The following is a 21904-nucleotide window of genomic DNA, read 5'->3' on the forward strand; positions in this document are numbered from 1 at the left end:
CGTTACTCCATGCCTCGCAGTAGCTCAGCAATTCCAGCGCGATCCATTAACTCATCGTCCGAGCGATATTGATCGAAGCTCACTCGTTCCAATCCACCATATTGGCTCAGTAAGCGCTCGTCTGCTTGCTGGGGAAGAATAACAAAATAACGGTCATCATAGCGATACGTGTGCGGCACCTCATAGGGCGAAATCAGCACCTCATGCAGCTTTTCCCCACCACGTATACCAATCTCCTTCACTTTCAACGCAGGCTGTCCCGCCTGTTCTTTCATCACTTCTGCCAGATCTGCAATATTGCAGCCCTTCATTTTCATCACAAGGGTCTCTCCCCCAATTGCCGTGACAGAAGCCTTCAGCAGCAAGCCAATCGCCTCTCCGAGCGTGAGGAAGAAGCGTGTCATATCTGGGCTCGTCAGCGTTAATTCCTGCCCCTCCGCGATCTGGCGCTTGAACAGGGGCACGACACTTCCACTCGTCCCCAACACGTTGCCGCCGCGAATACACACAAAGCGAGTACGCTCACTTAAAGTGTTGGCGCGGATCATCAGTCTTTCACCGATCGCCTTCGTCATGCCATATACATTCACCGGGTCTACCGCCTTGTCTGTAGAGACATCAATTACCTTGGCGACTCCCTGCTCTATGCTGGCCCGGATCACATTTTCCGTACCGTGTACGTTCGTCTTGAAAGCCTCCTCTGGCTGTCTCTCACACACAGGGACATGCTTTAATGCCGCCAAATGGAACACATAGTCCACTCCGCGACATGCCTCCTGCAATGCCTGAAGATCGCGAATATCTCCAATCATGAAATTCAGGCGAGGATCAGATTGAAATTGCCGCTGCATGGCAATCTGTGCAAATTCACCGCGTGAGAATATCCGGATTTCCGCCGGTCCCTCCTTCAGCAATTCAGCCGTTAGGCGTTGCCCCCAAGATCCCGTGCCTCCGGTCACTAGCAGTTTTTTTCCTTTAAACAATATAATCTCCTCCTGACCGTTACGAATTGGCAATGTCTGTTCCCAGAAATTCAGCCAGCACAGCATTCATTTCATTCTCTGACAGCCGATCCTTCGCTGGCACTTTTTTTACCGAAGTATTTGCGGCATGAATGACGTTCACATAGTTGCGAAGTGGAATGACCTCATGTGGCAGCTCCGTTACATATCCGTGCGTACCCTTCCCAGGAATGACGACACGGTAATCATTTAGAAAATCCTCCACTTGATAGCGAAACACATAAAAAGAAGGCGAACGGTGAAACACCGGTGCCATCTGCCCCTCAACCGCATCCCACAGGTAACCCATCTGGTTCACCAGCGCAACCGTCTCCGGTTGAAACTTGTAATCATGTAACTGTTGTACAAATGACTGGTGGTATAAATCGTCGGAATCTATTCGAGCAATGAGCAGTTCGTCCGCGCCTTCGATGTACGCATGAATTCGACGTTTACTTTCGATGCTCGTACCAAAACGGATGTGGTCGGGAATGGGCTCATGTCGGGCTAGTTCCTCTTCCACAATGTCACTGCATCCGCCCGCCAGCTTGACGACAGATAAGAAATCCGTATTTGTCTGACTGAGTAAACTACGCAGCGTAAAGGTTCTGAATATATCCAGTCGCTCGCTGATCCACTCACGTGTCAGGCGGTTGGGATTCATCCCATAGTTATTAAAATTAATTTCAATTACAATCTTGCGATTCATTGATCTTCCTCCCTTTCAACCGTCTTCTCTCAAGTTATGAAGACGCCTCTGAAACGGCACGTACAGATGCAACGAATCTTGTAAAAATAGGTAGAATCCAAAAATAATAGCCGTTCATACAAAAACCTTTTTGCTTTCGACATATGATAGAATACAAAGTTTTTTGCTCCATCTGAAAAGTTGAACAAGCAGGAACGACAGGGAGGTAACATGTTATGACGAATCCAAGGTATCTGGAGATTGACGAGGTACTGAAACGATTGAAGCTGGCACTCGATCAGCACCAGTCCTTTTCGCTCATTCGTATTGGGGATGGTGAAAATTTGGTGTTGTCGCAGGACACCGTCTGGCCGATGGAAAAGGTATTACAGGAACGTTGGGCGGTCAAAGCCAATCTCGGTCAAAAGGGACTGTTTCTACCGAATACGGAACTACGGGACGCGGTGGCTGAGGCAGTGAGCAAAGCTAGCATTGCTGGCATTTTGCCATATGATGACGAATCTATTAAAGCACCATCCTATATGAAGCGGGAGCTGACCGATCAGGTCTTTGCTCACTATGCTCTTTCCCCCGCACTGACCTGCCACGCCTGCCTGAATCGGTATTTGGCTGAGACACCCGCTTTCTGGGACATGCTGAAAAATCGACGCATTCTGCTGGTCACCCGGACGGCCGCTGAAGTAAAGCCTGTTCTTGAGGCCGATCCGTACAGGCTGAATATCGCGCACACGCTGGCATTTCATCAATATGAACAAATGCCTGAAACACTCCAATGGATCGCAGCACACAAAGATGACTTTGATATTGCGCTATTCTCTTGTGGTGTCAATGCAGTCGTGTTAGCACAAAAAACAGCAGAGCTAACTGGCAAAGTAGGTATAGACTTCGGCAAGGCGATTAATATCGTCATGTTCGGCAAAGCTAATTAATGAATAAAGATAACTTGTGAAAAAATCCACTTAACAAGTAATCTTTGCTCCGTATATCAAAAAAGCACTAGCAAATTTCAGTTTGCTGGTGCTTTCTACTATCATATGCTGTCCTAAAGTCCGTGATTGCAAAGAATAATCCATATAAAGCCTTGAACCCTTACTTACTTGCTTAGAAATAGAATTTGAGATTTCCTGTCACTTCTTTTACAATATTACAGAAACTAGCATTCATTTAGAAATCATGAGGAGGATGTTGAAATGTCACATAACAAGAGATTGAGGACATACCCACTTACAAAAGCAAAGCATGTAAAGGTTCATGGTCGAACTACGCAAACACGTAAACCTCTTACTCTGTTTTGGACAGGCAGTGGCATTGAATTGAATATCAAAGGCTCAGAGCTGTGGATTGAAATTGAGGCCGATTACCAGGTGTATGAACCCTGGATCAATATTGTCATCAATGGGGTTCCGATGAGTCGCCTGATGGTGACCGCAGGACGGCATTGGATCTGTCTTTTGAGAGGGTTGAACCCTGACACGGTCAAAAATGTCCGTGTGGTCAAGGATGTCCAGCCTATGAGTTCGGACTCGCGCTGCTTGTTGCAAATTCATGCCCTGAAGGTTGATGGGGAATTGCTGCCAGTCACTGATAAGCCCCTCAAGGTGGAATTTATCGGTGACAGCATTACCTCGGGAGAAGGAACGATTGGAGCGAAGGAGGAGACAGACTGGGTTCCCATGCTGTTCACAGCACTACGCAATTATACAGCCATAACAGCCGAAGCACTAAATGCGGACTACCGAGTGTTATCACAAAGCGGATGGGGTGTCCTAACAAGCTGGGATAATAATCCGCATGCGAACATACCGGCATATTATGAGCAGATATGTGGTGTGCTGACCGGTGAGAGAAATGAAGCATTAGGGGCATTTTCAGATCATGATTTTACCTCATGGCAGCCGGACGTGGTCGTAGTGAATTTGGGGACTAATGACGGGGGAGCCTTTTATTCTCCTGCATGGACGGACCCAGCAAGCGGGAAAGTGTACAAGCAACGCTTGAACGAGGACGGCACATTCAATGAAGAAGATTTACAATCTTTTGAAAGCGCTATCGTACGTTTTCTTGTCAAGCTTCGGACCTGCAATCCTGCTGCCCATATTGTGTGGGCCTATGGGATGCTGGGTACTCCGATGATGCCCTCAATCTACCGAGCGGTAGACGCGTACAAGAAAAAAACGAGGGATCGGAATGTGTCTGTATTCCAACTGCCTAACACGACGGAAGAAACGATAGGATCTCGCAGCCATCCCGGGCTCTCCGCCCATGCCAAAGCAGCAGATGAGTTGACAGTGTATTTGCGAGAGATTCTAAAGAAATAGAATCCGAGAAGCACAATCAACTCTGTAGAACACGCTCATAAAGGAAATTACAACAACTAGGTCATTTGTGCTCTGGGTGTTGTTGTTGAGAATTATAGCCACGAGTCTGCAGCAGATGTCTGTCTATGCTCGTGGCTAGTTAAGCTTGGGCGCAGCGGACTATCCTAGGAGAACCACGAACAGGCAGCGAGCATTTACTATAGAAATAATCACCTGATATATTTACAAAAACAGAGTCGAAGCAATGCCCGTGAATACCTCTGGACCATTACGAACAGTGGTCGATACACCAGAAATATAAGAAGAATATACTGTTTGTATTGCCCAGGGAGCAGACAGATCCTGTGCATTAAAAGCTTGCGTTTCATTAGAACCAGTCACGCCCAGTACCCCCTCGGCGCGGTAGACTACCTCATTCGGATCATAGTCGGCTCCACGCACGATTTCAACCGCATACGTATCGCCAAGCTCACCGAGCAGACCAATGGAACCGCTAAAAGTCACAATCGGACCTGGCACAAGAAAGGTTCGCAGGGTGATCAAACCGAACCGCTCCGGTATAGGACCCAGCTGTATATCGGGACCCTCACCTGTTTTTGATGAATTGGTGGAGCTTCTCATATCCAGAAAAAAACCCATACCTTATCCCTCCAAATTGCAAGATACTCCATGCTATGCAAGAAATTCTTTAGCGTATTGGACAAATTAGTAATAAATCTATCAATTCAGCTCAAAATAACCGATAGTAAATACATATGATATAAATATTAGAAATGAATATGTAGATAGAAAGCAGGGGTTTGATGAAACAACTGAGACGACTCAAAACATTAACACTACGCAAGAAATTGACAGCAGCATTTTTACTGGTCATGCTTGTTCCAAGCATTATTGTAAGTTCTTTTTCTTATCAAGCAGCATATAAACAGACGGACCGCCAATTACTCGATAGTGCGACAACTAGCGTTACCGCATCCGATCGTGCAGTTACTCAAACGATTCAAGCCAAAATCGCTGATCTCGAATATTACTCTACGACGATGACAGCTAGTGATAACAGTGCTGAAGCAGATGAAGACATCCTGAAAAGGTTACAAGTGTATTTAAAAATGCATGCGGAAGCTGTTGATATGTTTGTAGGAACTCCCGAAGGAAAACTCATTATTGGCAAAGCCGTAGGCTCCACAAACGATCCTCGTGAACGTCCGTGGTACAAACAGGCCATGGAGAAACCCGGACAAACCGTAATCAGCCCTGTCGGACTCAATACGGCTAAGGTCCCCGTTGTATATATTTCACGTACACTTCCTGACAACAGTGGTGTTCTCGGTCTTTCGCTGAACCTAAATAATTTAAAAGAAATCACAAATTTAAAAATCGGACAAAATGGCTATATTATGATATTAGATGGTACCAAACGTATCGTTACCCACCCGACAGAAGTCAGCGGAAGTACCAAAATGGGGGAAACGATACCTGAATTATTTGCCTCCAAAGAAGGTAGCTTCAGTTACGATATTAATGGCGTAGATAAACACCTGATTTTCAAAACCAATACGCTGACAGGCTGGAGAATTGCTGGAACGATGGACAAAGCAGAAACCAGTGCCTCCGCCCAACCGATTCTTATCACAACGATCATCGTGTTGGTGATTGCAGCCATCATCATTGGTGTGCTCGCAATGTGGCTAATCAGCAGTATACTTAAGCCCATCCAAAGATTACGTAATTCTATGGATGCCATCAGCCAAGGTAATCTTTCGATAAACGTGGCTACGACCAGTACAGATGAAATTGGTGAATTATCAAGATATTTTCAACAAATGGTAGATAACCTGCGTAACATGATTAAAGAAATTCAAGCGATGACAGGCAATTTGTCGGCATCCTCGCAAGAGCTTGCAGCAGGTGCAGAACAAACGACCCGGGCTATCGAGCATGTGACCATAGCCATTCAAGATGTGGCTGCAGGCAGCGAACGCCAAGTGGGCAGCGCTAAAGATAATCAGGAACGGATTAGCGGCATGGCAACAGACATTACCGCTATGACTGAAACCATGGCTGAAATGACCACTTACTCCGCACAGGCCATTCAGGCGTCGGATGCAGGCAGCGAGCATATCGGCAACAGCGTCGTTTCCATTGATGGCATTCGCACTACCGTGGAAGAACTGGATACCATCATCAGTGCTTTGAGTGACCGCTCTGGACGAATCGGAACGATTGTCACCGTCATTACGGAAATCGCCAGCCAGACTAATCTGCTCGCATTGAACGCTTCTATTGAGGCAGCACGCGCAGGGGAGCATGGCAAAGGTTTTGCTGTCGTGGCGACAGAGGTCCGCAAGCTGGCTGAAAACTCAGCTTATTCCGCACAACAAATTCGTGAACAGATTCAAGGGATACAGAGCGGTGTATCTGAAGCCCTGATCGCTATGGAATCCGCCAAGGAACGCGTAAGTGATGGTATTAATTCCATTGACCTATCCGGTCGCTCCTTCTCTCGCATCCGTAGAGCGGTAGCCAAATCAGCGAAGCAGCTCGATAACGTCGCAGCCTCTACCGCTGGAGTCGCAGATGGAACGAGTTCAGTCGTCAGCAGCATGGAGGAAATTACACGCATCGCTGAAGAAGCGGCATCCCATACGGAGACCGTGTCCGCAGCCGCAGAGGAGCAGCTCGCCTCCATGGAAGAGATCGGTTCGTCTGCCGCAGATTTGACCCGTCTGGCGGAGCAGCTTCAAGATTTACTGACACAATTCCAATTAGATGAAACAAAATAACCGTTCCAACCGATAAATACAGAGAAAGAGTCTTCACAATGAGGGAGGGTTGGAACATGGATATCGCAGCATTATCAACAGGTATGAGTCAGGCCAGCTTAGCTCAAGCCGTAAGTGTGAAGGTATTAAGTATGGCTAAGGATCAGGCCAGTGAACAAGGACAGGCTTTAGTGCAGATGATGGAAAAAAGCGTACAGCCTCATCTTGGCGGTCAACTGGACATTCGCGCATAAGTACATCCATATGCTTGGTTAAGGGCGATTCTGCTCAGGTCTGGACAGACCCGGGTAGAATCGTTTTTTTATCTCCCTATTTTTCGTTCAGCACAAAACGTAGTAAACTAGAAATATCGTCCACGACCTCGGTTCGGAGGATAGCGCAACATTCACACGATTTACATTGAAAAAGGAGGATACATAGTCTATGAGTTATTCTGATTATTTTGAAAAAGCCAGAGAGCAACAACTGGGCGAGTTACAGGAGTGGTTGTCCATTCCGAGTATCTCAGCATTATCGGAGCACAAAAAGGACATTAACCAAGCAGCTGATTGGCTCGCTGCCAAACTGACTGCTGCCGGTCTGGAAAACGTTGAAATCATTCCAACCAAAGGGCACCCGCTGGTATATGCGGATCATTTGCACGCACCTGGTAAACCAACGATCCTCGTGTATGGACACTATGATGTACAACCCGTAGACCCGCTTCACCTGTGGGAAACGCCACCGTTTGAGCCATCCATCCGTGATGGAAAATTGTATGCGCGCGGAGCGACAGATGATAAAGGGCAGGTTTTCTTGCACATTAAGGCAGTTGAGGCCATTTTGAAGCAGGAAGGCACATTGCCGCTGAACATCAAATTCTGCGTTGAAGGTGAGGAAGAAGTGTCCAGTCCGAACTTGCTTGAGTTTTTGCAAACTGGAGCTGAACGTCTGGCCGCGGATGCTGTACTGGTGTCCGACACTTCCTTGATCGAAAAAGGGAAGCCTGCCATTTGCACAGGTTTGCGTGGACTATGTTCACTGGAAGTCGCCATTCACACGGCGAACACAGATCTACATTCCGGCTCTTTCGGTGGCGGCGTGCCGAATGCCCTGCATGCTCTGGTGTCCTTGCTGGCAACCCTGCATGACGACAAAGGCGGCGTAAGCGTCGAAGGATTCTACGACGATGTTGCTCCATTATCGGCAGAGATGAGAGAAGAATTCGTGAAGCAAGGCTTCAATGAGAGCAAGCTGCAACAAGATCTTGCACTTGATTCTCTCTATGGCGAAGAAGGATTCAGCTTCGTTGAGCGTGTTGGGGCACGTCCGACACTGGAGCTGAACGGCGTATACGGTGGCTTCCAAGGGGAAGGCACGAAAACGGTCATTCCAAAAGAAGCTCATGCTAAAATCACGTGCCGCTTGGTGGCTAACCAGAATCCGCAAGACATTCTGGACAAAATCGAGCGCCATTTGCGCGCCCATGTTCAGGCAGGAGCTACCCTGGATATTCAACAGGGTGAAAAAGCGAACGCCTTTAACATCGACCCGTCACACGCGTTTCTGCAAGCGGCGGCCGATGCTTTTGAGAAGGTATACGGTGTGCGTGCCCTCTTTACCAAGGATGGAGGCTCTATCCCAATCGTGGAGACCTTCTCCCGTGTGCTGACTGCCCCAGTCGTGCTGATGGGCTTCGGCTTGCCAGATGAGAACCTGCATGCGCCAAACGAGCATTTTAACTTGGACAATTTTGACAAGGGTCTGCTGACGATTGTAGAGTTTTTGAAATCGGTGTAAGCACATGACAACTTCTTATGACTAAGTTACAATAGAGAGGGCGAAAGCCCTTTCTATTTTTTTTTAAGGAGCGCTACATAATATGATTATTCAGTTTATTCGTTTACGGTAATGTGAGGTACAGTTCATGAAAACTCAACCATTTTTCCGAAAATGGGTTGGGTCTATTTGGCTGTGCCTTTTTTCATTCACCAAATACGAATGAACGGGGTGCTTTTCTGTGTCCAAATGGAATAAACACGAGATGAAGGCTGACCTGATTGGAAAGCATCAACATCTCTTTAGGTGTCCTCTATGCTCTCAACCGATGCGTATGGTGGAAGGTAAAAGCCTCCTATGTACGAATCAGCATTGCTATGATCTCTCAAAATGCGGGTATTTACATTTAGCCGCCCGGTCCTATAAGACTAAATATGATAAACAACTATTTTCCTCCAGAAGAATGATGTGCAATAACGGATTTTTCGATCCCTTAAATGAAGCGATAAGCAGCACTATAATGAAATTTATGAAGCCACTGTTTGATCAAAAATCACACCTTTACTTGCTCGATGCAGGTTGCGGGGAAGGCACTCATTTGAGCCACATTCAGGATAAGCTGACCTGGAAGGGAATCACTGAGCTTACAAGCGTAGGTATGGATCTGTCTAAAGAAGGTATTGTGGCCGCAGCCAAAGAATATCCTCATACCCTCTGGTGTGTTGCGGATCTGGCTCATTGTCCGTTTTCAAATCAACAATTTGACGGTGTATTCAATATTTTATCCCCTTCTAATTATGCTGAATTTACAAGAATCCTTTCGGAGGACGGCTGCGTCCTGAAGGTCATTCCCGAACAATATTATCTTCGGGAATTGAGATGCTTGTATGAACAGAAAAAGAATAAGCCTGCTTATTCGAATGACAATATATTAAGCCGATTTAAAGATCATTTTAAACTTCTATCCGCCGAACGGTTAACCTATCGTTTTATGTTAAATGCCGACCTCATGAAACCTTTGCTCCATATGACTCCCTTATCGTGGGGAGCTACGGAAGCAGACTGGCAGCAAGTGCAGGAAATAAATTTACCGTATGTCACAGTAGATTTGCTCATCTTATGCGGTAAAAAATAGAATACTAAAAAGCATTCACAGCATGGAACCATCCATGCTTCGTGAATGCTTTTTTTACGTTAGTCCCGTCGCTTAAGAAAAACGGGTGTAGCGCAACAGGTGAGCTAGCCGATTGAGCCGTTCTATCTCCCGATCCAACTCATGCAGCGGCTGTCCAGCCAAAGCAGCGTTTGCTCTCAGATCCCGTAGCGGGTTCATTTTCCGACCCATGAGTTTGAGCACCGTTGCCTTCCCCATGTTATTCACCACCACATATTGCGTTAGCGGATCAAGCTCAATCCACAATACATGATGCTGTTGAAAAAACGATAATAGTTGCTTTTTTAACGCCTCCAGCTCTTCAATCTCACCTGTGATTTGCGGATGATGATGAAAAGCCACATAGCCCATCACCCGCAGGTCACTTATGATTTGTTCCAAATGAAGCGTTTCGTTTATGTACACATGGTTCGTGCTCATGCGGTTTCTTGCACCATTCGTATGATCTTCCCGGATGACGTTCACCACCTGACTATCGTTATATCAAGATTTATCTTTCCCCTTTTCCAATAGCTGCACAAGCCAGTAACCTCCAAACAACAAAGCTCCTACTGCAAAAATAACGGTATACACCGTATATAACGTTGTCAGTTCAAACAAACTATTGTACCGATTAAGCAAGATCCCCCACAAGCATAGCAGAAAATTGCTACCATTTTGCTGATGAAAGCGATGCTTGTAGATCCGTTGAATCAAAACAGCCAGGAATCCTATCAACAAAACGTGATTCAGCAAAATACTCCACATTTCCATAAGCCCCCTTTTTCACTATAGCGCAATCGGCTTTGAAAAGTCAGGACATGTACAAACCTTACGAACAAAAAAACAACCGGCTTATACGCCAGTTGTTTCCCGTTCCACAAAATACTTATTGGTCATATAATGGGCCTTGCCTCTGGAAGTATCCACCATTCCCTTTTTGTTGTCGAGAAAAACAATCTCCCGGCATTTGGTGCAGTACCACTTGGTCCGCTTAAAGGGAGATTCTGTTACATACGATGTACCACATTTGCAATCTACTTTAATTAAGGTTTCTGTTGATTTGTAAGCCTGGGACAACTCTTTTAGGCCAGTGTCCGGCTGTTGAATCGGGATAATAACCTCCTGATAGCTTGAATACTGATTATGCACTTTAAAATCAGCCACCAGTTCCGCATGCAGTCCAAAGTACTCTTTGCCGATCTCGGTTACGAATTTTTTGCCAATTCTGTAACACTCAAGCCATTCCTGTATCTGTTGATTAGACAAAGGCACTGTGCCCTTGATACCACTATTTAATGTGTAAGTCATGATGTATAAAGTATCATCTTGTCTATGTCCGTACATGAGAAGCCTCCTTATAATACACTTGATAATGTACTACAAAGCGCAAAAAACATCAATTTTATTATTTGGCAAAAGACTTAATATATCTCGGTAAGCACATAAGAGGTGTGAGTGTATGGTTAGAAAGCAACTGACAATCTGTCAGTTGCTTTGTCTTTCCACATAGTATTTGTTGGTCATGTACCACGCCTTGCCTTTATCCGTATCCACCATGCCCTTTTTACGATCTAGGAACACAATGTTATTACACTCCTTGCATGACCACTTGGTTCTTTTATGCGGTGACTCTTCTATATAGGAAGCACCACATTTACATTCTACCTGAATTAATGTTTTATACTGGCTGTACGCCTCTACCAGTGGGTCCAGCTCTACAGCTTTGCGTTCCATTACAGGCTGTATTATGGATATGTGTTCTCTCTGCTCCGAGTATTCATTATGTACCTTGAAATCTGCTACCAACTCAGGGTTTAAACCAAAATACTGTTTCCCCACAACCGTTACAAACTTGCTGCCAATTCGATATGCTTTGATCCATTCCTGCACCTGCTTACTGGTTAGGTCGACAGTTCCCTTTATACCGCTGTTCAGCGTATAAGTCATCAAGTGTTGGTTGGGTGTCATATGTCTTAACGTTCACCTCCGATCAAGAATATACCACAGGTAGCTCTAGGCAAAAGCTACTTCCTACTACCTGAAGCAATGAGCTTTTTCTGCCTTGTGATTCTTCTTCAACACCTATATATAAAAGTATAGCTCAAAACCTGATCCATCTTCCATCCTGTCGTCATGCTGAATACTGCTTTGTAGGGATTTATATTCTTAGACTATCACCAGATGCATTTCTATCTTAGTATAACTTTGTGGTACAGTCCTATGTTTTGATCACTCCTGTTAGTTGCACTATGATCTCTAATGGTAGTTTCTTCCTTCTATATATAGTACATCATTTACACGCAAATTCCCACATATTTCAGCGGTTATTCTGTAAAACAAAAGCCTTCATCCTTTTTAAAAGGGTTACGGGACTGATCACATGGTAGAGGTTACTGCTTCCTTGCCGTCCCCCCGATTATGTTATAATAAAATAAAGCAAAAAGAGCGAGGTGAAGTCGATGAAATGGGAAGAAATTGCCGAATCACATCCGAGGCGATTTGTGTTGGTTGAGGCTATAAAAGCCAGTTCCAATAATCGCGTGCGCAATCTTGAAGACATGGCGGTTATTCAGGATTACGACAACCCGAAAGATGCTTGGAGCGGGTATAAACATTTTCACAAACTGTATCCGTCACGCGAACTGTATGTGTTCCATACCAGTCGATCCGATGTCGAGGTTGTAGAAGAGTTTTTCTCAGGAGTACGGCAGCGTACATGAAGATTAACCTCCATAATGGTTTGCCAATTGTTTCCTTAACTTTGAGACATCACAACCAAACTGCTCTATTACCAAACGTATTGTTCGATACAGGGTGCGCTGCAACAGTGTTTGATACGGATTTACTAGCCCAAATCGGCATTCACATTGATTTCATTAACGGGAGAGCAAAGCGGATGTACGGGGTGGGCGGCACAAAATTTGCTACGAACAGGTAATTCCTCATCTAAAAATCGGGCATATTCAATTAGATACATTTCCAATTCAACTAAGCTCTATTCAAGAGCCGTATGGATTTGATGGCATATTAGGCATTGATTTTATGCTAAAAACAAAATTAATTGTTGACTTTGATTTAATGAACATCCACTCCCCACTTTCACCTTTAAAATAATTCCAAGCAGGTGGCCACATGTCTCTTCCTTTAAATCTGATTACCATCATGCTCAGCCCGTAGAAGTATTACTTATACCCTTGGTTTCTCCTGCGGGCTGAGCCTTTGCCCAAGGGAGCGTGATGGTAATGAAACCTAATCAAAAAAATCGGTATCGAGCTTATTTTAGGCACCACAGAAAACGTGTTATTCAGCGTAAAAAACGGCTTTCAGCACACCGGGGATGGGTCGTCAAATTTGATGGTGTATTCTCCAAAGGAAAAATCCATTGTTCCTGCTGGATGTGCAGTAATAAAACAAAACGACTGGGCTATCCCAAATCAGAGCTAGCAAGAATAGATAACTGCCAGGAACAGCTTCAGGATTATCGTTTCTAAACTAAAAAACGATCAAAACAAGCGAATGTCCATTGCTATGACACTCGCTTGTTTTACGTTTACAATAGATTTCCCAGCTTCTCTCCTCAATTTGAAATATAGAATAAACTTACTAGGTTTGATCAGCTAACATACCACAAAACAAAAGCCTTCCCGACCACCCTTCACTGTCGAAGGATCATCGAGAAGACTTTGTACCCCGCAAGGAACGAGAGGTCAGATTTTTAATTCGCCAAGCCTGATTAATTCTACGACCGCCTGTGAACGACCTTTTACGTTCAATTTTTGCATCACATTGGAAATATGGTTTCGGACCGTTTTTTCGCTAATAAATAGCTGTCCGGCGATGTCACGTGTTGTTTTGTCCTGCACTAGCAGTTCAAATACTTCACGTTCACGGTGAGTTAACAAAAACTTGTTTTTGTGGTCGTTACCCTTCGTCAATTTCACCCCTCCTTGCTCGGGTTTTGTGTGGTGTAACAAGGTTAAGGGATACAGTCAACACATTTTATGTCATGTGCTCGGGTATGGTTCAATATGCGGATAAAAATGGGCATAGGCACCTTACTTGCTGCTTTAATGATGGGTTGGACTTTGTGTCTAAATTATGTATTGACAGGCATATGGGCCAGCCTTATGATAAGAAAAACCGCGACTGATAATCATTATCAAAATAAAAATTCGATATAGATATCGCGCAACAGACTATGGTTCAGGGCCAGTTTGGCCAGAAAGGGTGTTCATTGATTATGAAACTACGTTATGCCGTACCGGCCGGAGTGCTGGTCTCTTCTATTCTGTTCGCAGGTTGCGGACAAACCGGAACTGCTACTCAGCAGCCTGCCGCAACGACCAAAGATGCAGGAGCCACAACACAGACAACGACTCCTGCCGCTTCTGCCCCCAATTTTGATCAAGCGGTAACAGCTTACCGCACCTATGCCATCGAGCAATGCGATACATTTGTGAAGAAGACAGAAGAATTCACGAACGCGGTCAAAGCTGGCGAACTGGATAAAGCCAAGGCGCTATATGCCCCTGCACGTATGTACTATGAACGGATTGAACCGATTGCAGAAGCGCTGGGTGATCTTGACCCGAATATTGATGCACGTGACGGTGATGTGGATGCAGCGGATTGGCGCGGCTTTCACCGTATTGAAAAAACATTATGGGAAGAAAACACAACCAAAGGAATGGACGAGTTTTCCGACCGACTGCTGAGTGATGCCAAGCTGCTGCGTGCCAAAGTAGAAACAGTTAATATTGACGCCAGCCTGATGGTAACGGGTGCAGTCGAGTTGTTGAATGAAGTATCTACCTCGAAGGTGACGGGTGAAGAGGAGCGATATTCTCATACGGATTTGTACGATTTTGCTGCCAATGTAGAAGGCGCGCAAAAGATATATGACATTTTGAAAACAGATCTGAACCAAAAAGATGCGGCATTGGAAAAACAAATCGGTGAGCGCTTTGCGGCCTTACAGCAGGAGTTGGCTCCTTTTAAAGACGGAGAAGGCTATGTATCGTATACAAAACTGAAACCGGAAGAAGTTAAAAAGCTGAGCCAAAACCTCGATGCCTTGGCAGAACCGTTGTCCCAAATGGGGAAATTGTTAGGAGTGTAATGATATGAAAGGCTTTAAGCGGCAAAAAGGGCAAGAAAAGCCGCAGTATGCGGAATCCCATAATGAACAGGCTGATCTGGTAAAAAAGGATGCGAAGCTAGTGGAAGATGAGTCGTCAGGAAAAAGCAAATCCGTATCACGCCGAGACCTATTGAAGCTGGCCGGGGTAGGTGGGCTAGGCCTCCTGCTTGGCGGCGGGGGCGTGGGAGCCGTGCTGTCAGCCGGTCAACGCCTCGAAAGCATGATGACGGATGCGGATACCAAAGATGTAATCCCTTTTTACGGTAAGCATCAGGCAGGTATTGTGACTCCGGCGCAGGATTTCATCTGCTTCGCCGCTTTCGATCTAACAACCAGCGACAAGGAACAGATGCGTAGCCTCTTCAAAGCCTGGACGGAAGCAAGCGCTACAATGACTTCTGGCGTGCTCCTTGGCAACGATAATGAAAATCTCAACCTCCCTCCTTCCGATACAGGCGAGGCGGCAGGATTGTCGCCATCCCGCACGACGATCACCTTTGGCGTGGGCCCATCCTTTTTTGATGGACGATACGGCCTGGCAGGGCTTAAACCTGCCGAGTTCCGTGAGCTGCCCCGTTTTCAAGGGGATGCCCTGGAGGAGCAATGGTGCGGCGGCGATATCGGAGTGCAGGTATGTGCCAATGACTTGCAGGTAGCTTTCCATGCCCTGCGTAATTTGGCGCGTATCGCCAGAGGAACGGCGGTGCTTCGCTGGACGCAGGAAGGCTTCCAGCGAACAGCACAGGCCGATCCTGCGGGAAGCACACCACGCAATTTGCTGGGCTTCAAGGACGGTACGGGGAACCCGGACACCTCCAAGGCAGACGAGATGAATCGGCTGGTGTGGACTCAGACCAGTGACGGACCAGCATGGATGGGCGACGGCAGCTATATGGCTGTACGCCGTGTACGCATGCGGGTAGAGGTGTGGGATCGCTCAACATTGGGCGACCAGGAGGATACTTTTGGACGTCATCGCAGCAGCGGGGCCCCACTCGGTAAGGTCAAGGAGTTCGACAAGCTTGATCTGGCGGCCAAAAATCCGGAAGGCAAGCCGGTTACACCTCCCACCTCTCATGTGGCTTTGGCTCATGGGGACGGGAGCATTAATATTTTGCGGAGATCTTATTCGTATTCAAGCGGATTGGACAAGCAAACAGGACAGCTGGATGCCGGGCTGCTGTTCATCAGCTACCAGCGTGATCTGTTCAAGCAGTTCGTTCATATTCAGGAGAAGCTTGCACGCAATGACAAGCTGAACGAATACATTGTACACAAAGGCAGTGCGGTATTCGCCTGCTTCCCGGGTGTATCGCAAGGCGGCTACATCGGGGATACGTTATTTTAGCAGCAGGCAAGGAAGGGGATTTATATGAATCGGTGCAATAAAGGCTTGGGATGGGTGTTTGTGCTGGTGGCGGCTCTGCTGCTGACCGTCACTCCGTTCATGTCCGGCTCCGGGTCGGTCGCTTTTGCACAAACAGATGCCAAAGCTGTCACCAATGATCAGCTAATGCCTGTGGTGGGGGGAGCGCTGGTGGAGGCGGGACAAGCTCAATGGACGGAAGCCTCCAAGGATCTGAAAGAATTCCGCACGCTGTGGGAGGCCGCCAAAACGAATGGCGGAGATTCAACTCACATCGCGGCTGTAGATCAAGCACTCACCGATGCGGAGCAGACACTCGCCAGTGGCGGCGGGGAACCAGCGAAAGCTGCCTTATCCGTGCTGGCGCGCTCGGTCAATGAGTACGTCACTGCTGCCGAAGGGGACAAAACAGCCCCGGCTGGAGCCAAAGCAGCGGAAAAACTGCTTCCTATGGCGAAGGGCAGTCTGGCCGCCATGCAAAAAGGCGATTGGGCTGCTGCCCGGGTGGATTACGATCGAATCGTCAAAGCCTGGTATCAGGTAGAAACACCGATTCGTTTGGACAATTTCCCGGTATACAGTTCGCTCGAAACTAAAATCAGTCTCATTCGCATCTCCATGCAAGCTGAGCCCATTCGCCAAGAACAGGCTCTTAAGGAAATGCAGGAATTAACGACTCTGCTGTCTGATTATAGTCAGGGCAAGTCTGTGAACACAGGCCAAGGAACGAATGCAGGCAATACGGCTACGGGAACGGCAAATGGTTCGGCAGCTTCTCTGACCGATGCAGTCACCTTGCTCGAATCCGCACGCCAAGATGCTGTAGCTAATCAATCAGAGCAAGCGGCTGATAAGGTAGTGCAATTTATCGCTCTGTGGCCTTCCGTCGAAGGACATGTACAAATTTCCGATCCGACGTCTTACACTGCGATTGAAAATGAAATGACCGAAACTTCCGGATATCTGCTGTCTTCTCCACCGAATACAGACAAAGCCATTCAGACTCTTGATCAGATGCTGGACAGGCTCCGTCCGTTGACGGAAGAACGTTCTTACACTGCGTGGGATGCCGCGCTGATTTTGCTGCGTGAGGGCCTGGAGGCCATCCTCGTGCTCGCAGCTCTGCTGGCGTATGCCAAAAAAAGCGGCGAAGCCGTGGCTGGACGTTGGATATGGGCAGGAGCCGGAACGGGGCTGGTGCTGAGCGGAATTCTGGCAGTGCTGTTCACCACACTAGTGGCAGCAGCCGCATCGGGCAGCATGCGTGAGCTGCTGGAGGGTGTCACCGGGCTGGTGGCGGTCGTGCTGATGCTGACCGTGGGTAGCTGGTTGCATAGCAAATCCAACGCTGCCGCATGGAACCGCTTTGTGGAAAACAGCGTGGGCAACGCGCTGGCACGAGGAAGCCTGTGGTCGCTATTTGCGGTTTCTGCGCTCGCAATTCTGCGTGAAGGAGCCGAGACAGCTATCTTTTATGTCGGTATGGCTCCAGCCATCGAAACCTCACAATTGCTGATCGGCATTGGCTCAGCGACGATTATTCTGGTCATTCTGGCGTTTGCGATCATTAAATTCAGTGTACGATTGCCAATTCGCGCCTTTTTCCTGACTGCCACTGTACTGATTTACTATCTCGTATTCCGATTCCTGGGCGAAAGTATTCATTCGCTTCAGGTGGCCGGTAAGCTTCCGGGGCACACTGCCTCCTCGCTTCCGTCCATTAGCTGGCTGGGAATGTATCCAACTTGGGAAACATTTGTCCCACAAATCGCTGTACTGATCTTTATGGTATGGCAGCTTGTGCGTCAGGAAATGCGAAGCTCCAAGCAACAATAAGTCGATGCTACCCTACTCATCATGTAAAAAACGCCAAATCACAGGTCCGATTTATATCGGTTCCCATGAGTTTGGCGTTTTTTTACGTACTTACTGCACATCCTCAGGCAACGGAATCATGCGCTGATGATGCAGCAGGTCTGTGCGGTCACCGTGTTCACGAATGACATGCACCTCCCCACGAAAATCGAGCAGCTCCGCCGGGGTAGCATGTCCCAGAAATTGTAGTGGACTATAGCTCAATCCATAGGCACCTGCATTCGGAAAGGCAATATAATCGCCCTCGTGAATCGGAGGAAGCTGCGCTTTTTTCACAATACAATCCTCGGGTGTACAAAGCGGACCGACAATGCTTACCGTCTCAAGCTCCATGGATGCCTCTTCCAGAGGCCCTCCTATTCGGTTTGCAACCTCTTCTAATGATTGTTCGACAGCCACAGCCGTTTGAGCAGAAGCGTCTCTCTGCCCCATCCATAGGGTTGCTTCCACTTCTCGTTCTTTGGGCTCTTTCAATTCTCCCGCTTGCCTGCGCATAATTCGCACCGGGTAGTTGTCCCTAATGCGGCGTCCTCGAAAAGTAGCTGCGGCGTAGTGATTCATGCCACCATCAGCCACGACAAACTTCTCCCCCTTGGATTCCTTTGTATACAATGCTCGGCAGACATACATGCCCGATTGAGCGACCAGATACCTGCCGCTTTCGATGATTAGCTTAACCCCGGGCATGCGGGTTCGGGTCTGCTCCGCGAGTGCGTTCAGTCCGTCAATGACGTGATCCATATCGAGCGGTTGCTCATGAGCAAAATAAGGTACACCAAACCCGCCGCCCAAATTGACCGTATGCATTGCCACACCATACTGAGCCTGTACCCGTTCTGCCAACTGTAGCGTATTCGCAAATGAAGCTAAAATCTGATCCGATTTCAACATTTGCGTACCTGTATATACCTGAATACCTTGAAAATTGACGTGCGGGCAATCTTCCAGCACCTTAAAAAAGTGATCCAGCTGCCCTTCATCCACTCCAAAGGGGCGCGGAACACCACCCATTTTAATCGTTGCTCCAGACAGATCGTTATCGGGATTGATGCGAACCGCTGCCCTGACAAGCTGGCCCGCTTGGGCAGCAATGTCCTCCAGCAGACGCAGCTCCCTCACCGATTCGACATGAATACAGCCGATTCCACAGGCTACTGCCTCGTTCAGCTCGGCTACTGTTTTTCCCGGTCCGGCGTACAGCACGTCTTCCGCAGCATACCCGGCCTCCATAGCGACGAACATTTCTCCAGCCGAAGCAATCTCAACACCACAACCTAACGAGCGTAGCAACCCAGCCAAGGCTACGTTACCATTAGCCTTGAGCGCATAATGTACACGCACGGCCGGGTGCAATCGGGATAGTAACGAGCTGACATGGGCATGCAGCGCATCCCCGTCATAATAGTAAAATGGCGTCGGATGCTCGCCGAAACGCTCCAGTAAGGCTTCGTCCTTTTTATCCATCTACTGAATTCCCCTCCTCTCTTTGCCTTGATACTCAGTATTTTGCATCATTCGCTCCCCACCGCTCGAAAACACAATCATACTCATACTGCATAGATCGTCTCGCCCGAGCGTGCTGCTTCATGAATGGCTGCCAGCAGTCTGACGCGTTCAGCAGCCTCGCGAAAAGGAATGGGCTCCGCTTCTCCCCGGATGATGCTGCAAAAGGTATTCAACTGATTGACATAATAGTTCATAGGCTCGAAAACCGTTTTGGTATGCGAGGATGTCTGTGATAACACAGGCAGTGCGTCCGCATCCGTTATATTCGGCATGATATCCTTCTTTATTTCCGTCTTGAGTGTCATTTTATAAAAACCTAAATTTGCCCGAAAGCAGTCCTTTAAAGTGACTACTCCCGAATCAAAGGTCAGTACATGAGCACAGTGATAAGGGCGCTCAAATGAAAAGAGGGCAGATGCCTTCAATCCGCTCGGATAACGGGCTTGCGCACGAAATGTCCAGTCACAACCATGAGGACCATCAAAATCCGATTGACTGTGGAATTCAGCCTGCTCCAATCCAACGACGGCTTGAAGCAGCTGGAGCCAGTACACGCCCAGATCCCAAAAGCATCCCCCACCCTGCTCCGGACGAGATCTGTAATTGTCCGCATGTCCTTCTTTTGCCGGAATGCATAGACTCGTCTCTATGGAGCATAAGCGACCATAACGCCCCGATTCTACGATCCTCCGCAGCTCATGCTGCCAAGGATGGTGCTGCACCATGACTCCCTCCAGCAGGTAAGCGCTGCTCTGCTCGACTGTCGCTGCCAAGGGAGCCAGATCAGCCGTATTCAGGCATAACGGTTTTTCCACCAGCACATGCTTATGAGCCCGTAGTGCTTTGCCAATCCACTCGGCATGCAAGTCATTGCTGAGCGCAATATATACAGCGTCGATCTCCGGGTCCTTTAGCATATCCTCAGCATGACGATAAACGACACTGACGCCAAAACGATCTGCCATTTCTCCTGCCTTGGCAACCGTGCGGTTCGCAAGCGCGGTCACGCGTGCCCCTGCAACATGTCGGATTGGTTCCAGTAACGCACGGGGAGCAATGGCAGAACAGCCAATGATCCCAAAGCGAATATCTCGCATCGCAGGTTCTTGCGCAGCCGCGGCAGCGTTCATGACCCCTGCTCCATTCCCAGTGAGCTTGCTGGCATTTGGATGCTATTCACATAGGACTCTATATAACGCGGCGTTCGACTGCGCAGCTCTACGATCCTGCGATGCATATCCTCCAGTATCTGAGCACTGCCGTCATAGGTTTGTATCCACGTATCGTACCGCATACCCAATCCAAGCCGTTCCCATAGATCCGCATTATGCTTCTCATGCACACCAAATGGCTCCAGCATAATGAGCGGAGTAGCTGTAGCGAACGAATCGGTTAGGCTGCCACCACCTGGCTTGCTGACAATGGCCTGGACACGACATGCTTGGTCCAGCATGCTATGGTAATCCGGTCCAACCTGATACACTGTCTTCTCGCCTCTTTTCACCTCTCCGAAAGGTGGAAATGTATGCTCTCCGGCTTCATTTCGCTGCCATGTCCTCCACTGCGGGTCCATCTGAAAATAGCGTATACTGTCCCGCTGTTCATCCGGTTGATCCTGATCATACAACAGCAGGTCCAGCTCCCAGCCCGCTTCTTCCAACCGTCCAACCTTGTCACGGTAGGTGCCCATGCCCCAGCCGCCGCCATGTACGAATAAGCGGGATTGCCGTGCTTCAAACGGTACATACTCCACGGCCGGCACATCAATATAGTGGCTGACTCTATTGTTATCATTTTCAAAAAAGGTCGTTTCTCCACAGCCATCCGCAAAACGTGGGTTATGCTTGGCTAGATTTTTCCAGGAAGGAGAAGGTGTCGAATCCATATACACAATGTCCACATGCACCGACTTCGGTTCTCTGCGCTTGCGATACTCCTCCAGTACATACATCCAATGACCGGATAAGCATATAAAATACCGCCGATCCTCCTCTATCCATTGGTTCAGCAGTACTTCCATCGCTGCGAGATCCAGTGAATTACGCATATCCTGCGGAACCTTTTGTGACATTAAGGCCACCGCAAAATTGTCATGGTAAGCTTTGCGGCTTTTGTCGACCTTGAGACGGGCCGATTCTGGCAGCACATTTTCAAATACATGAATCGCCGTATCCACGCCCAGCCTGCGAAGACCCGCTTGCAACAACAAGCCAGGGGTATAAAAGCCCAATCCGAAACCGGAACACAAAATCGTTACCTTCATAAGCTTATCCGTATTCTTACGCATGCTCA

At 47.8% G+C, this 21904-nt stretch carries 23 protein-coding genes and 1 pseudogene; 13 read left to right on the forward strand and 11 right to left on the reverse strand.

The genetic code is table 11. The features are described 5' to 3' along the window. Window positions 1-2: 2 nt before the first annotated feature. Together NLX82_RS16820 and NLX82_RS16825 are read right to left on the reverse strand one after the other, a co-directional pair. Entirely contained in the window at window positions 3-983 is a 981-nt protein-coding gene (locus NLX82_RS16820; protein ID WP_053326002.1) for a polysaccharide biosynthesis protein, read from the reverse strand. Between the two features lie 19 nt (window positions 984-1002). Then, window positions 1003-1710, reverse strand: a complete 708-nt coding sequence (locus NLX82_RS16825) for a glycosyltransferase family A protein (protein ID WP_068941740.1) — start codon at window positions 1708-1710, stop codon at window positions 1003-1005. Window positions 1711-1925: 215 nt separating this feature from the next. On the opposite strand from NLX82_RS16825, the gene NLX82_RS16830 reads away from it, so the two are divergent. Beyond that, a complete protein-coding gene (locus NLX82_RS16830; protein ID WP_023990040.1) occupies window positions 1926-2639 on the forward strand; it encodes a GT-D fold domain-containing glycosyltransferase in 714 nt (237 codons plus the stop codon). A 261-nt stretch (window positions 2640-2900) separates the two neighbouring features. Next, the gene (locus tag NLX82_RS16835; protein WP_075154671.1) at window positions 2901-4028 is read left to right on the forward strand and encodes an SGNH/GDSL hydrolase family protein; all 1128 of its coding nucleotides are present in this window, start codon (window positions 2901-2903) and stop codon (window positions 4026-4028) included. Between the two features lie 222 nt (window positions 4029-4250). Here NLX82_RS16835 and NLX82_RS16840 read toward each other — a convergent pair whose 3' ends face one another. Further along, on the reverse strand, window positions 4251-4667 hold the full coding sequence (locus NLX82_RS16840; RefSeq protein WP_068941746.1) for a hypothetical protein: 417 nt from the start codon (window positions 4665-4667) through the stop codon (window positions 4251-4253). 164 nt (window positions 4668-4831) lie between these two features. On the opposite strand from NLX82_RS16840, the gene NLX82_RS16845 reads away from it, so the two are divergent. The 5 genes and pseudogenes from NLX82_RS16845 (at window position 4832) to NLX82_RS16860 (ending at window position 9704) form a co-directional block, all read left to right on the forward strand. Beyond that, a complete protein-coding gene (locus tag NLX82_RS16845) occupies window positions 4832-6811 on the forward strand; it encodes a methyl-accepting chemotaxis protein (RefSeq protein WP_023990043.1) in 1980 nt (659 codons plus the stop codon). A gap of 56 nt (window positions 6812-6867) precedes the next feature. Next, window positions 6868-7044 carry a YjfB family protein gene (locus tag NLX82_RS16850; protein ID WP_023990044.1) on the forward strand — a complete coding sequence of 59 codons (177 nt, stop codon included), beginning with the start codon at window positions 6868-6870 and terminating at the stop codon, window positions 7042-7044. A 190-nt stretch (window positions 7045-7234) separates the two neighbouring features. Next, the gene (locus NLX82_RS16855; protein ID WP_053326004.1) at window positions 7235-8590 is read left to right on the forward strand and encodes a dipeptidase; all 1356 of its coding nucleotides are present in this window, start codon (window positions 7235-7237) and stop codon (window positions 8588-8590) included. A 244-nt stretch (window positions 8591-8834) separates the two neighbouring features. Continuing rightward, window positions 8835-8966: pseudogene (locus NLX82_RS27775) on the forward strand (putative RNA methyltransferase); the annotation flags it as partial. 123 nt (window positions 8967-9089) lie between these two features. Next, a complete protein-coding gene (locus NLX82_RS16860; protein WP_226887829.1) occupies window positions 9090-9704 on the forward strand; it encodes a methyltransferase domain-containing protein in 615 nt (204 codons plus the stop codon). A 72-nt stretch (window positions 9705-9776) separates the two neighbouring features. Here the strand turns inward: NLX82_RS16860 and NLX82_RS16865 are convergent, their stop codons facing one another. The 4 genes from NLX82_RS16865 to NLX82_RS16880 all read right to left on the reverse strand — a co-directional run bounded on the left by NLX82_RS16865 (window position 9777) and on the right by NLX82_RS16880 (window position 11693). Further along, window positions 9777-10163 carry a hypothetical protein gene (locus NLX82_RS16865; RefSeq protein WP_175405285.1) on the reverse strand — a complete coding sequence of 129 codons (387 nt, stop codon included), beginning with the start codon at window positions 10161-10163 and terminating at the stop codon, window positions 9777-9779. Between the two features lie 63 nt (window positions 10164-10226). After that, window positions 10227-10490, reverse strand: a complete 264-nt coding sequence (locus tag NLX82_RS16870; protein ID WP_023990048.1) for a hypothetical protein — start codon at window positions 10488-10490, stop codon at window positions 10227-10229. Window positions 10491-10577: 87 nt separating this feature from the next. Beyond that, window positions 10578-11069, reverse strand: coding sequence for a hypothetical protein (locus NLX82_RS16875; protein WP_013311697.1), 492 nt, complete (start codon window positions 11067-11069; stop codon window positions 10578-10580). Window positions 11070-11210: 141 nt separating this feature from the next. Continuing rightward, window positions 11211-11693: a hypothetical protein gene (locus NLX82_RS16880; RefSeq protein WP_023990049.1), complete on the reverse strand. Its 483-nt coding sequence runs from the start codon at window positions 11691-11693 to the stop codon at window positions 11211-11213. 491 nt (window positions 11694-12184) lie between these two features. Here NLX82_RS16880 and NLX82_RS16885 point away from each other — a divergent pair, with 491 nt between their 5' ends. From NLX82_RS16885 to NLX82_RS16895, 3 genes are all read left to right on the forward strand, one after another. After that, entirely contained in the window at window positions 12185-12445 is a 261-nt protein-coding gene (locus tag NLX82_RS16885; protein WP_023990050.1) for a hypothetical protein, read from the forward strand. Next, window positions 12442-12663, forward strand: a complete 222-nt coding sequence (locus NLX82_RS16890; protein WP_235322313.1) for a hypothetical protein — start codon at window positions 12442-12444, stop codon at window positions 12661-12663. Before NLX82_RS16885 ends, NLX82_RS16890 begins: the two co-directional genes overlap by 4 nt. A gap of 304 nt (window positions 12664-12967) precedes the next feature. Continuing rightward, the gene (locus tag NLX82_RS16895; RefSeq protein ID WP_075154672.1) at window positions 12968-13216 is read left to right on the forward strand and encodes a hypothetical protein; all 249 of its coding nucleotides are present in this window, start codon (window positions 12968-12970) and stop codon (window positions 13214-13216) included. Between the two features lie 216 nt (window positions 13217-13432). Here the strand turns inward: NLX82_RS16895 and NLX82_RS16900 are convergent, their stop codons facing one another. After that, window positions 13433-13660 (reverse strand): helix-turn-helix domain-containing protein, encoded by a 228-nt coding sequence (locus NLX82_RS16900; protein ID WP_007431813.1) that lies wholly within the window; start codon window positions 13658-13660, stop codon window positions 13433-13435. 305 nt (window positions 13661-13965) lie between these two features. On the opposite strand from NLX82_RS16900, the gene efeO reads away from it, so the two are divergent. The 3 genes from efeO to NLX82_RS16915 are packed head-to-tail and all read left to right on the forward strand — an operon-like array spanning window position 13966 to window position 18067. Next, window positions 13966-14844, forward strand: coding sequence for an iron uptake system protein EfeO (efeO, locus tag NLX82_RS16905; RefSeq protein WP_023990051.1), 879 nt, complete (start codon window positions 13966-13968; stop codon window positions 14842-14844). Between the two features lie 4 nt (window positions 14845-14848). Then, a complete protein-coding gene (gene efeB, locus NLX82_RS16910; protein WP_023990052.1) occupies window positions 14849-16213 on the forward strand; it encodes an iron uptake transporter deferrochelatase/peroxidase subunit in 1365 nt (454 codons plus the stop codon). Window positions 16214-16237: 24 nt separating this feature from the next. Next, window positions 16238-18067: an FTR1 family iron permease gene (locus tag NLX82_RS16915; protein WP_023990053.1), complete on the forward strand. Its 1830-nt coding sequence runs from the start codon at window positions 16238-16240 to the stop codon at window positions 18065-18067. A 90-nt stretch (window positions 18068-18157) separates the two neighbouring features. Here NLX82_RS16915 and NLX82_RS16920 read toward each other — a convergent pair whose 3' ends face one another. From NLX82_RS16920 to NLX82_RS16930, 3 genes are all read right to left on the reverse strand, one after another. Beyond that, complete coding sequence (locus tag NLX82_RS16920; RefSeq protein ID WP_068941759.1) at window positions 18158-19570, reverse strand: type III PLP-dependent enzyme domain-containing protein; 1413 nt, start codon at window positions 19568-19570, stop codon at window positions 18158-18160. Between the two features lie 83 nt (window positions 19571-19653). Then, window positions 19654-20742, reverse strand: coding sequence for a Gfo/Idh/MocA family protein (locus tag NLX82_RS16925; RefSeq protein ID WP_076159759.1), 1089 nt, complete (start codon window positions 20740-20742; stop codon window positions 19654-19656). Further along, on the reverse strand, window positions 20739-21899 hold the full coding sequence (locus tag NLX82_RS16930) for a UDP-glucuronosyltransferase (protein WP_076159756.1): 1161 nt from the start codon (window positions 21897-21899) through the stop codon (window positions 20739-20741). The genes NLX82_RS16925 and NLX82_RS16930 overlap by 4 nt, the downstream gene beginning before the upstream one ends. Window positions 21900-21904 lie beyond the last annotated feature (5 nt).

This window comes from Paenibacillus sp. A3M_27_13, from assembly GCF_024213315.1.
GTDB lineage: Bacteria > Bacillota > Bacilli > Paenibacillales > Paenibacillaceae > Paenibacillus > Paenibacillus polymyxa_B.

Bases quoted from the DNA above. Each gene is read 5' to 3' on its own strand.
- NLX82_RS16825 (WP_068941740.1), bottom strand. From the start codon at position 1,710: ATGAATCGCAAGATTGTAATTGAAATTAATTTTAATAACTATGGGATG.
- NLX82_RS16830 (WP_023990040.1), top strand. From the start codon at position 1,926: ATGACGAATCCAAGGTATCTGGAGATTGACGAGGTACTGAAACGATTG.
- NLX82_RS16835 (WP_075154671.1), top strand. From the start codon at position 2,901: ATGTCACATAACAAGAGATTGAGGACATACCCACTTACAAAAGCAAAG.
- NLX82_RS16840 (WP_068941746.1), bottom strand. From the start codon at position 4,667: ATGGGTTTTTTTCTGGATATGAGAAGCTCCACCAATTCATCAAAAACA.
- NLX82_RS16845 (WP_023990043.1), top strand. From the start codon at position 4,832: ATGAAACAACTGAGACGACTCAAAACATTAACACTACGCAAGAAATTG.
- NLX82_RS16850 (WP_023990044.1), top strand. From the start codon at position 6,868: ATGGATATCGCAGCATTATCAACAGGTATGAGTCAGGCCAGCTTAGCT.
- NLX82_RS16855 (WP_053326004.1), top strand. From the start codon at position 7,235: ATGAGTTATTCTGATTATTTTGAAAAAGCCAGAGAGCAACAACTGGGC.
- NLX82_RS16860 (WP_226887829.1), top strand. From the start codon at position 9,090: ATGAAATTTATGAAGCCACTGTTTGATCAAAAATCACACCTTTACTTG.
- NLX82_RS16865 (WP_175405285.1), bottom strand. From the start codon at position 10,163: ATGAGCACGAACCATGTGTACATAAACGAAACGCTTCATTTGGAACAA.
- NLX82_RS16870 (WP_023990048.1), bottom strand. From the start codon at position 10,490: ATGTGGAGTATTTTGCTGAATCACGTTTTGTTGATAGGATTCCTGGCT.
- NLX82_RS16875 (WP_013311697.1), bottom strand. From the start codon at position 11,069: ATGTACGGACATAGACAAGATGATACTTTATACATCATGACTTACACA.
- NLX82_RS16880 (WP_023990049.1), bottom strand. From the start codon at position 11,693: ATGACACCCAACCAACACTTGATGACTTATACGCTGAACAGCGGTATA.
- NLX82_RS16885 (WP_023990050.1), top strand. From the start codon at position 12,185: ATGAAATGGGAAGAAATTGCCGAATCACATCCGAGGCGATTTGTGTTG.
- NLX82_RS16890 (WP_235322313.1), top strand. From the start codon at position 12,442: ATGAAGATTAACCTCCATAATGGTTTGCCAATTGTTTCCTTAACTTTG.
- NLX82_RS16895 (WP_075154672.1), top strand. From the start codon at position 12,968: ATGAAACCTAATCAAAAAAATCGGTATCGAGCTTATTTTAGGCACCAC.
- efeO (WP_023990051.1), top strand. From the start codon at position 13,966: ATGAAACTACGTTATGCCGTACCGGCCGGAGTGCTGGTCTCTTCTATT.
- efeB (WP_023990052.1), top strand. From the start codon at position 14,849: ATGAAAGGCTTTAAGCGGCAAAAAGGGCAAGAAAAGCCGCAGTATGCG.
- NLX82_RS16915 (WP_023990053.1), top strand. From the start codon at position 16,238: ATGAATCGGTGCAATAAAGGCTTGGGATGGGTGTTTGTGCTGGTGGCG.
- NLX82_RS16920 (WP_068941759.1), bottom strand. From the start codon at position 19,570: ATGGATAAAAAGGACGAAGCCTTACTGGAGCGTTTCGGCGAGCATCCG.
- NLX82_RS16925 (WP_076159759.1), bottom strand. From the start codon at position 20,742: ATGAACGCTGCCGCGGCTGCGCAAGAACCTGCGATGCGAGATATTCGC.
- NLX82_RS16930 (WP_076159756.1), bottom strand. From the start codon at position 21,899: ATGCGTAAGAATACGGATAAGCTTATGAAGGTAACGATTTTGTGTTCC.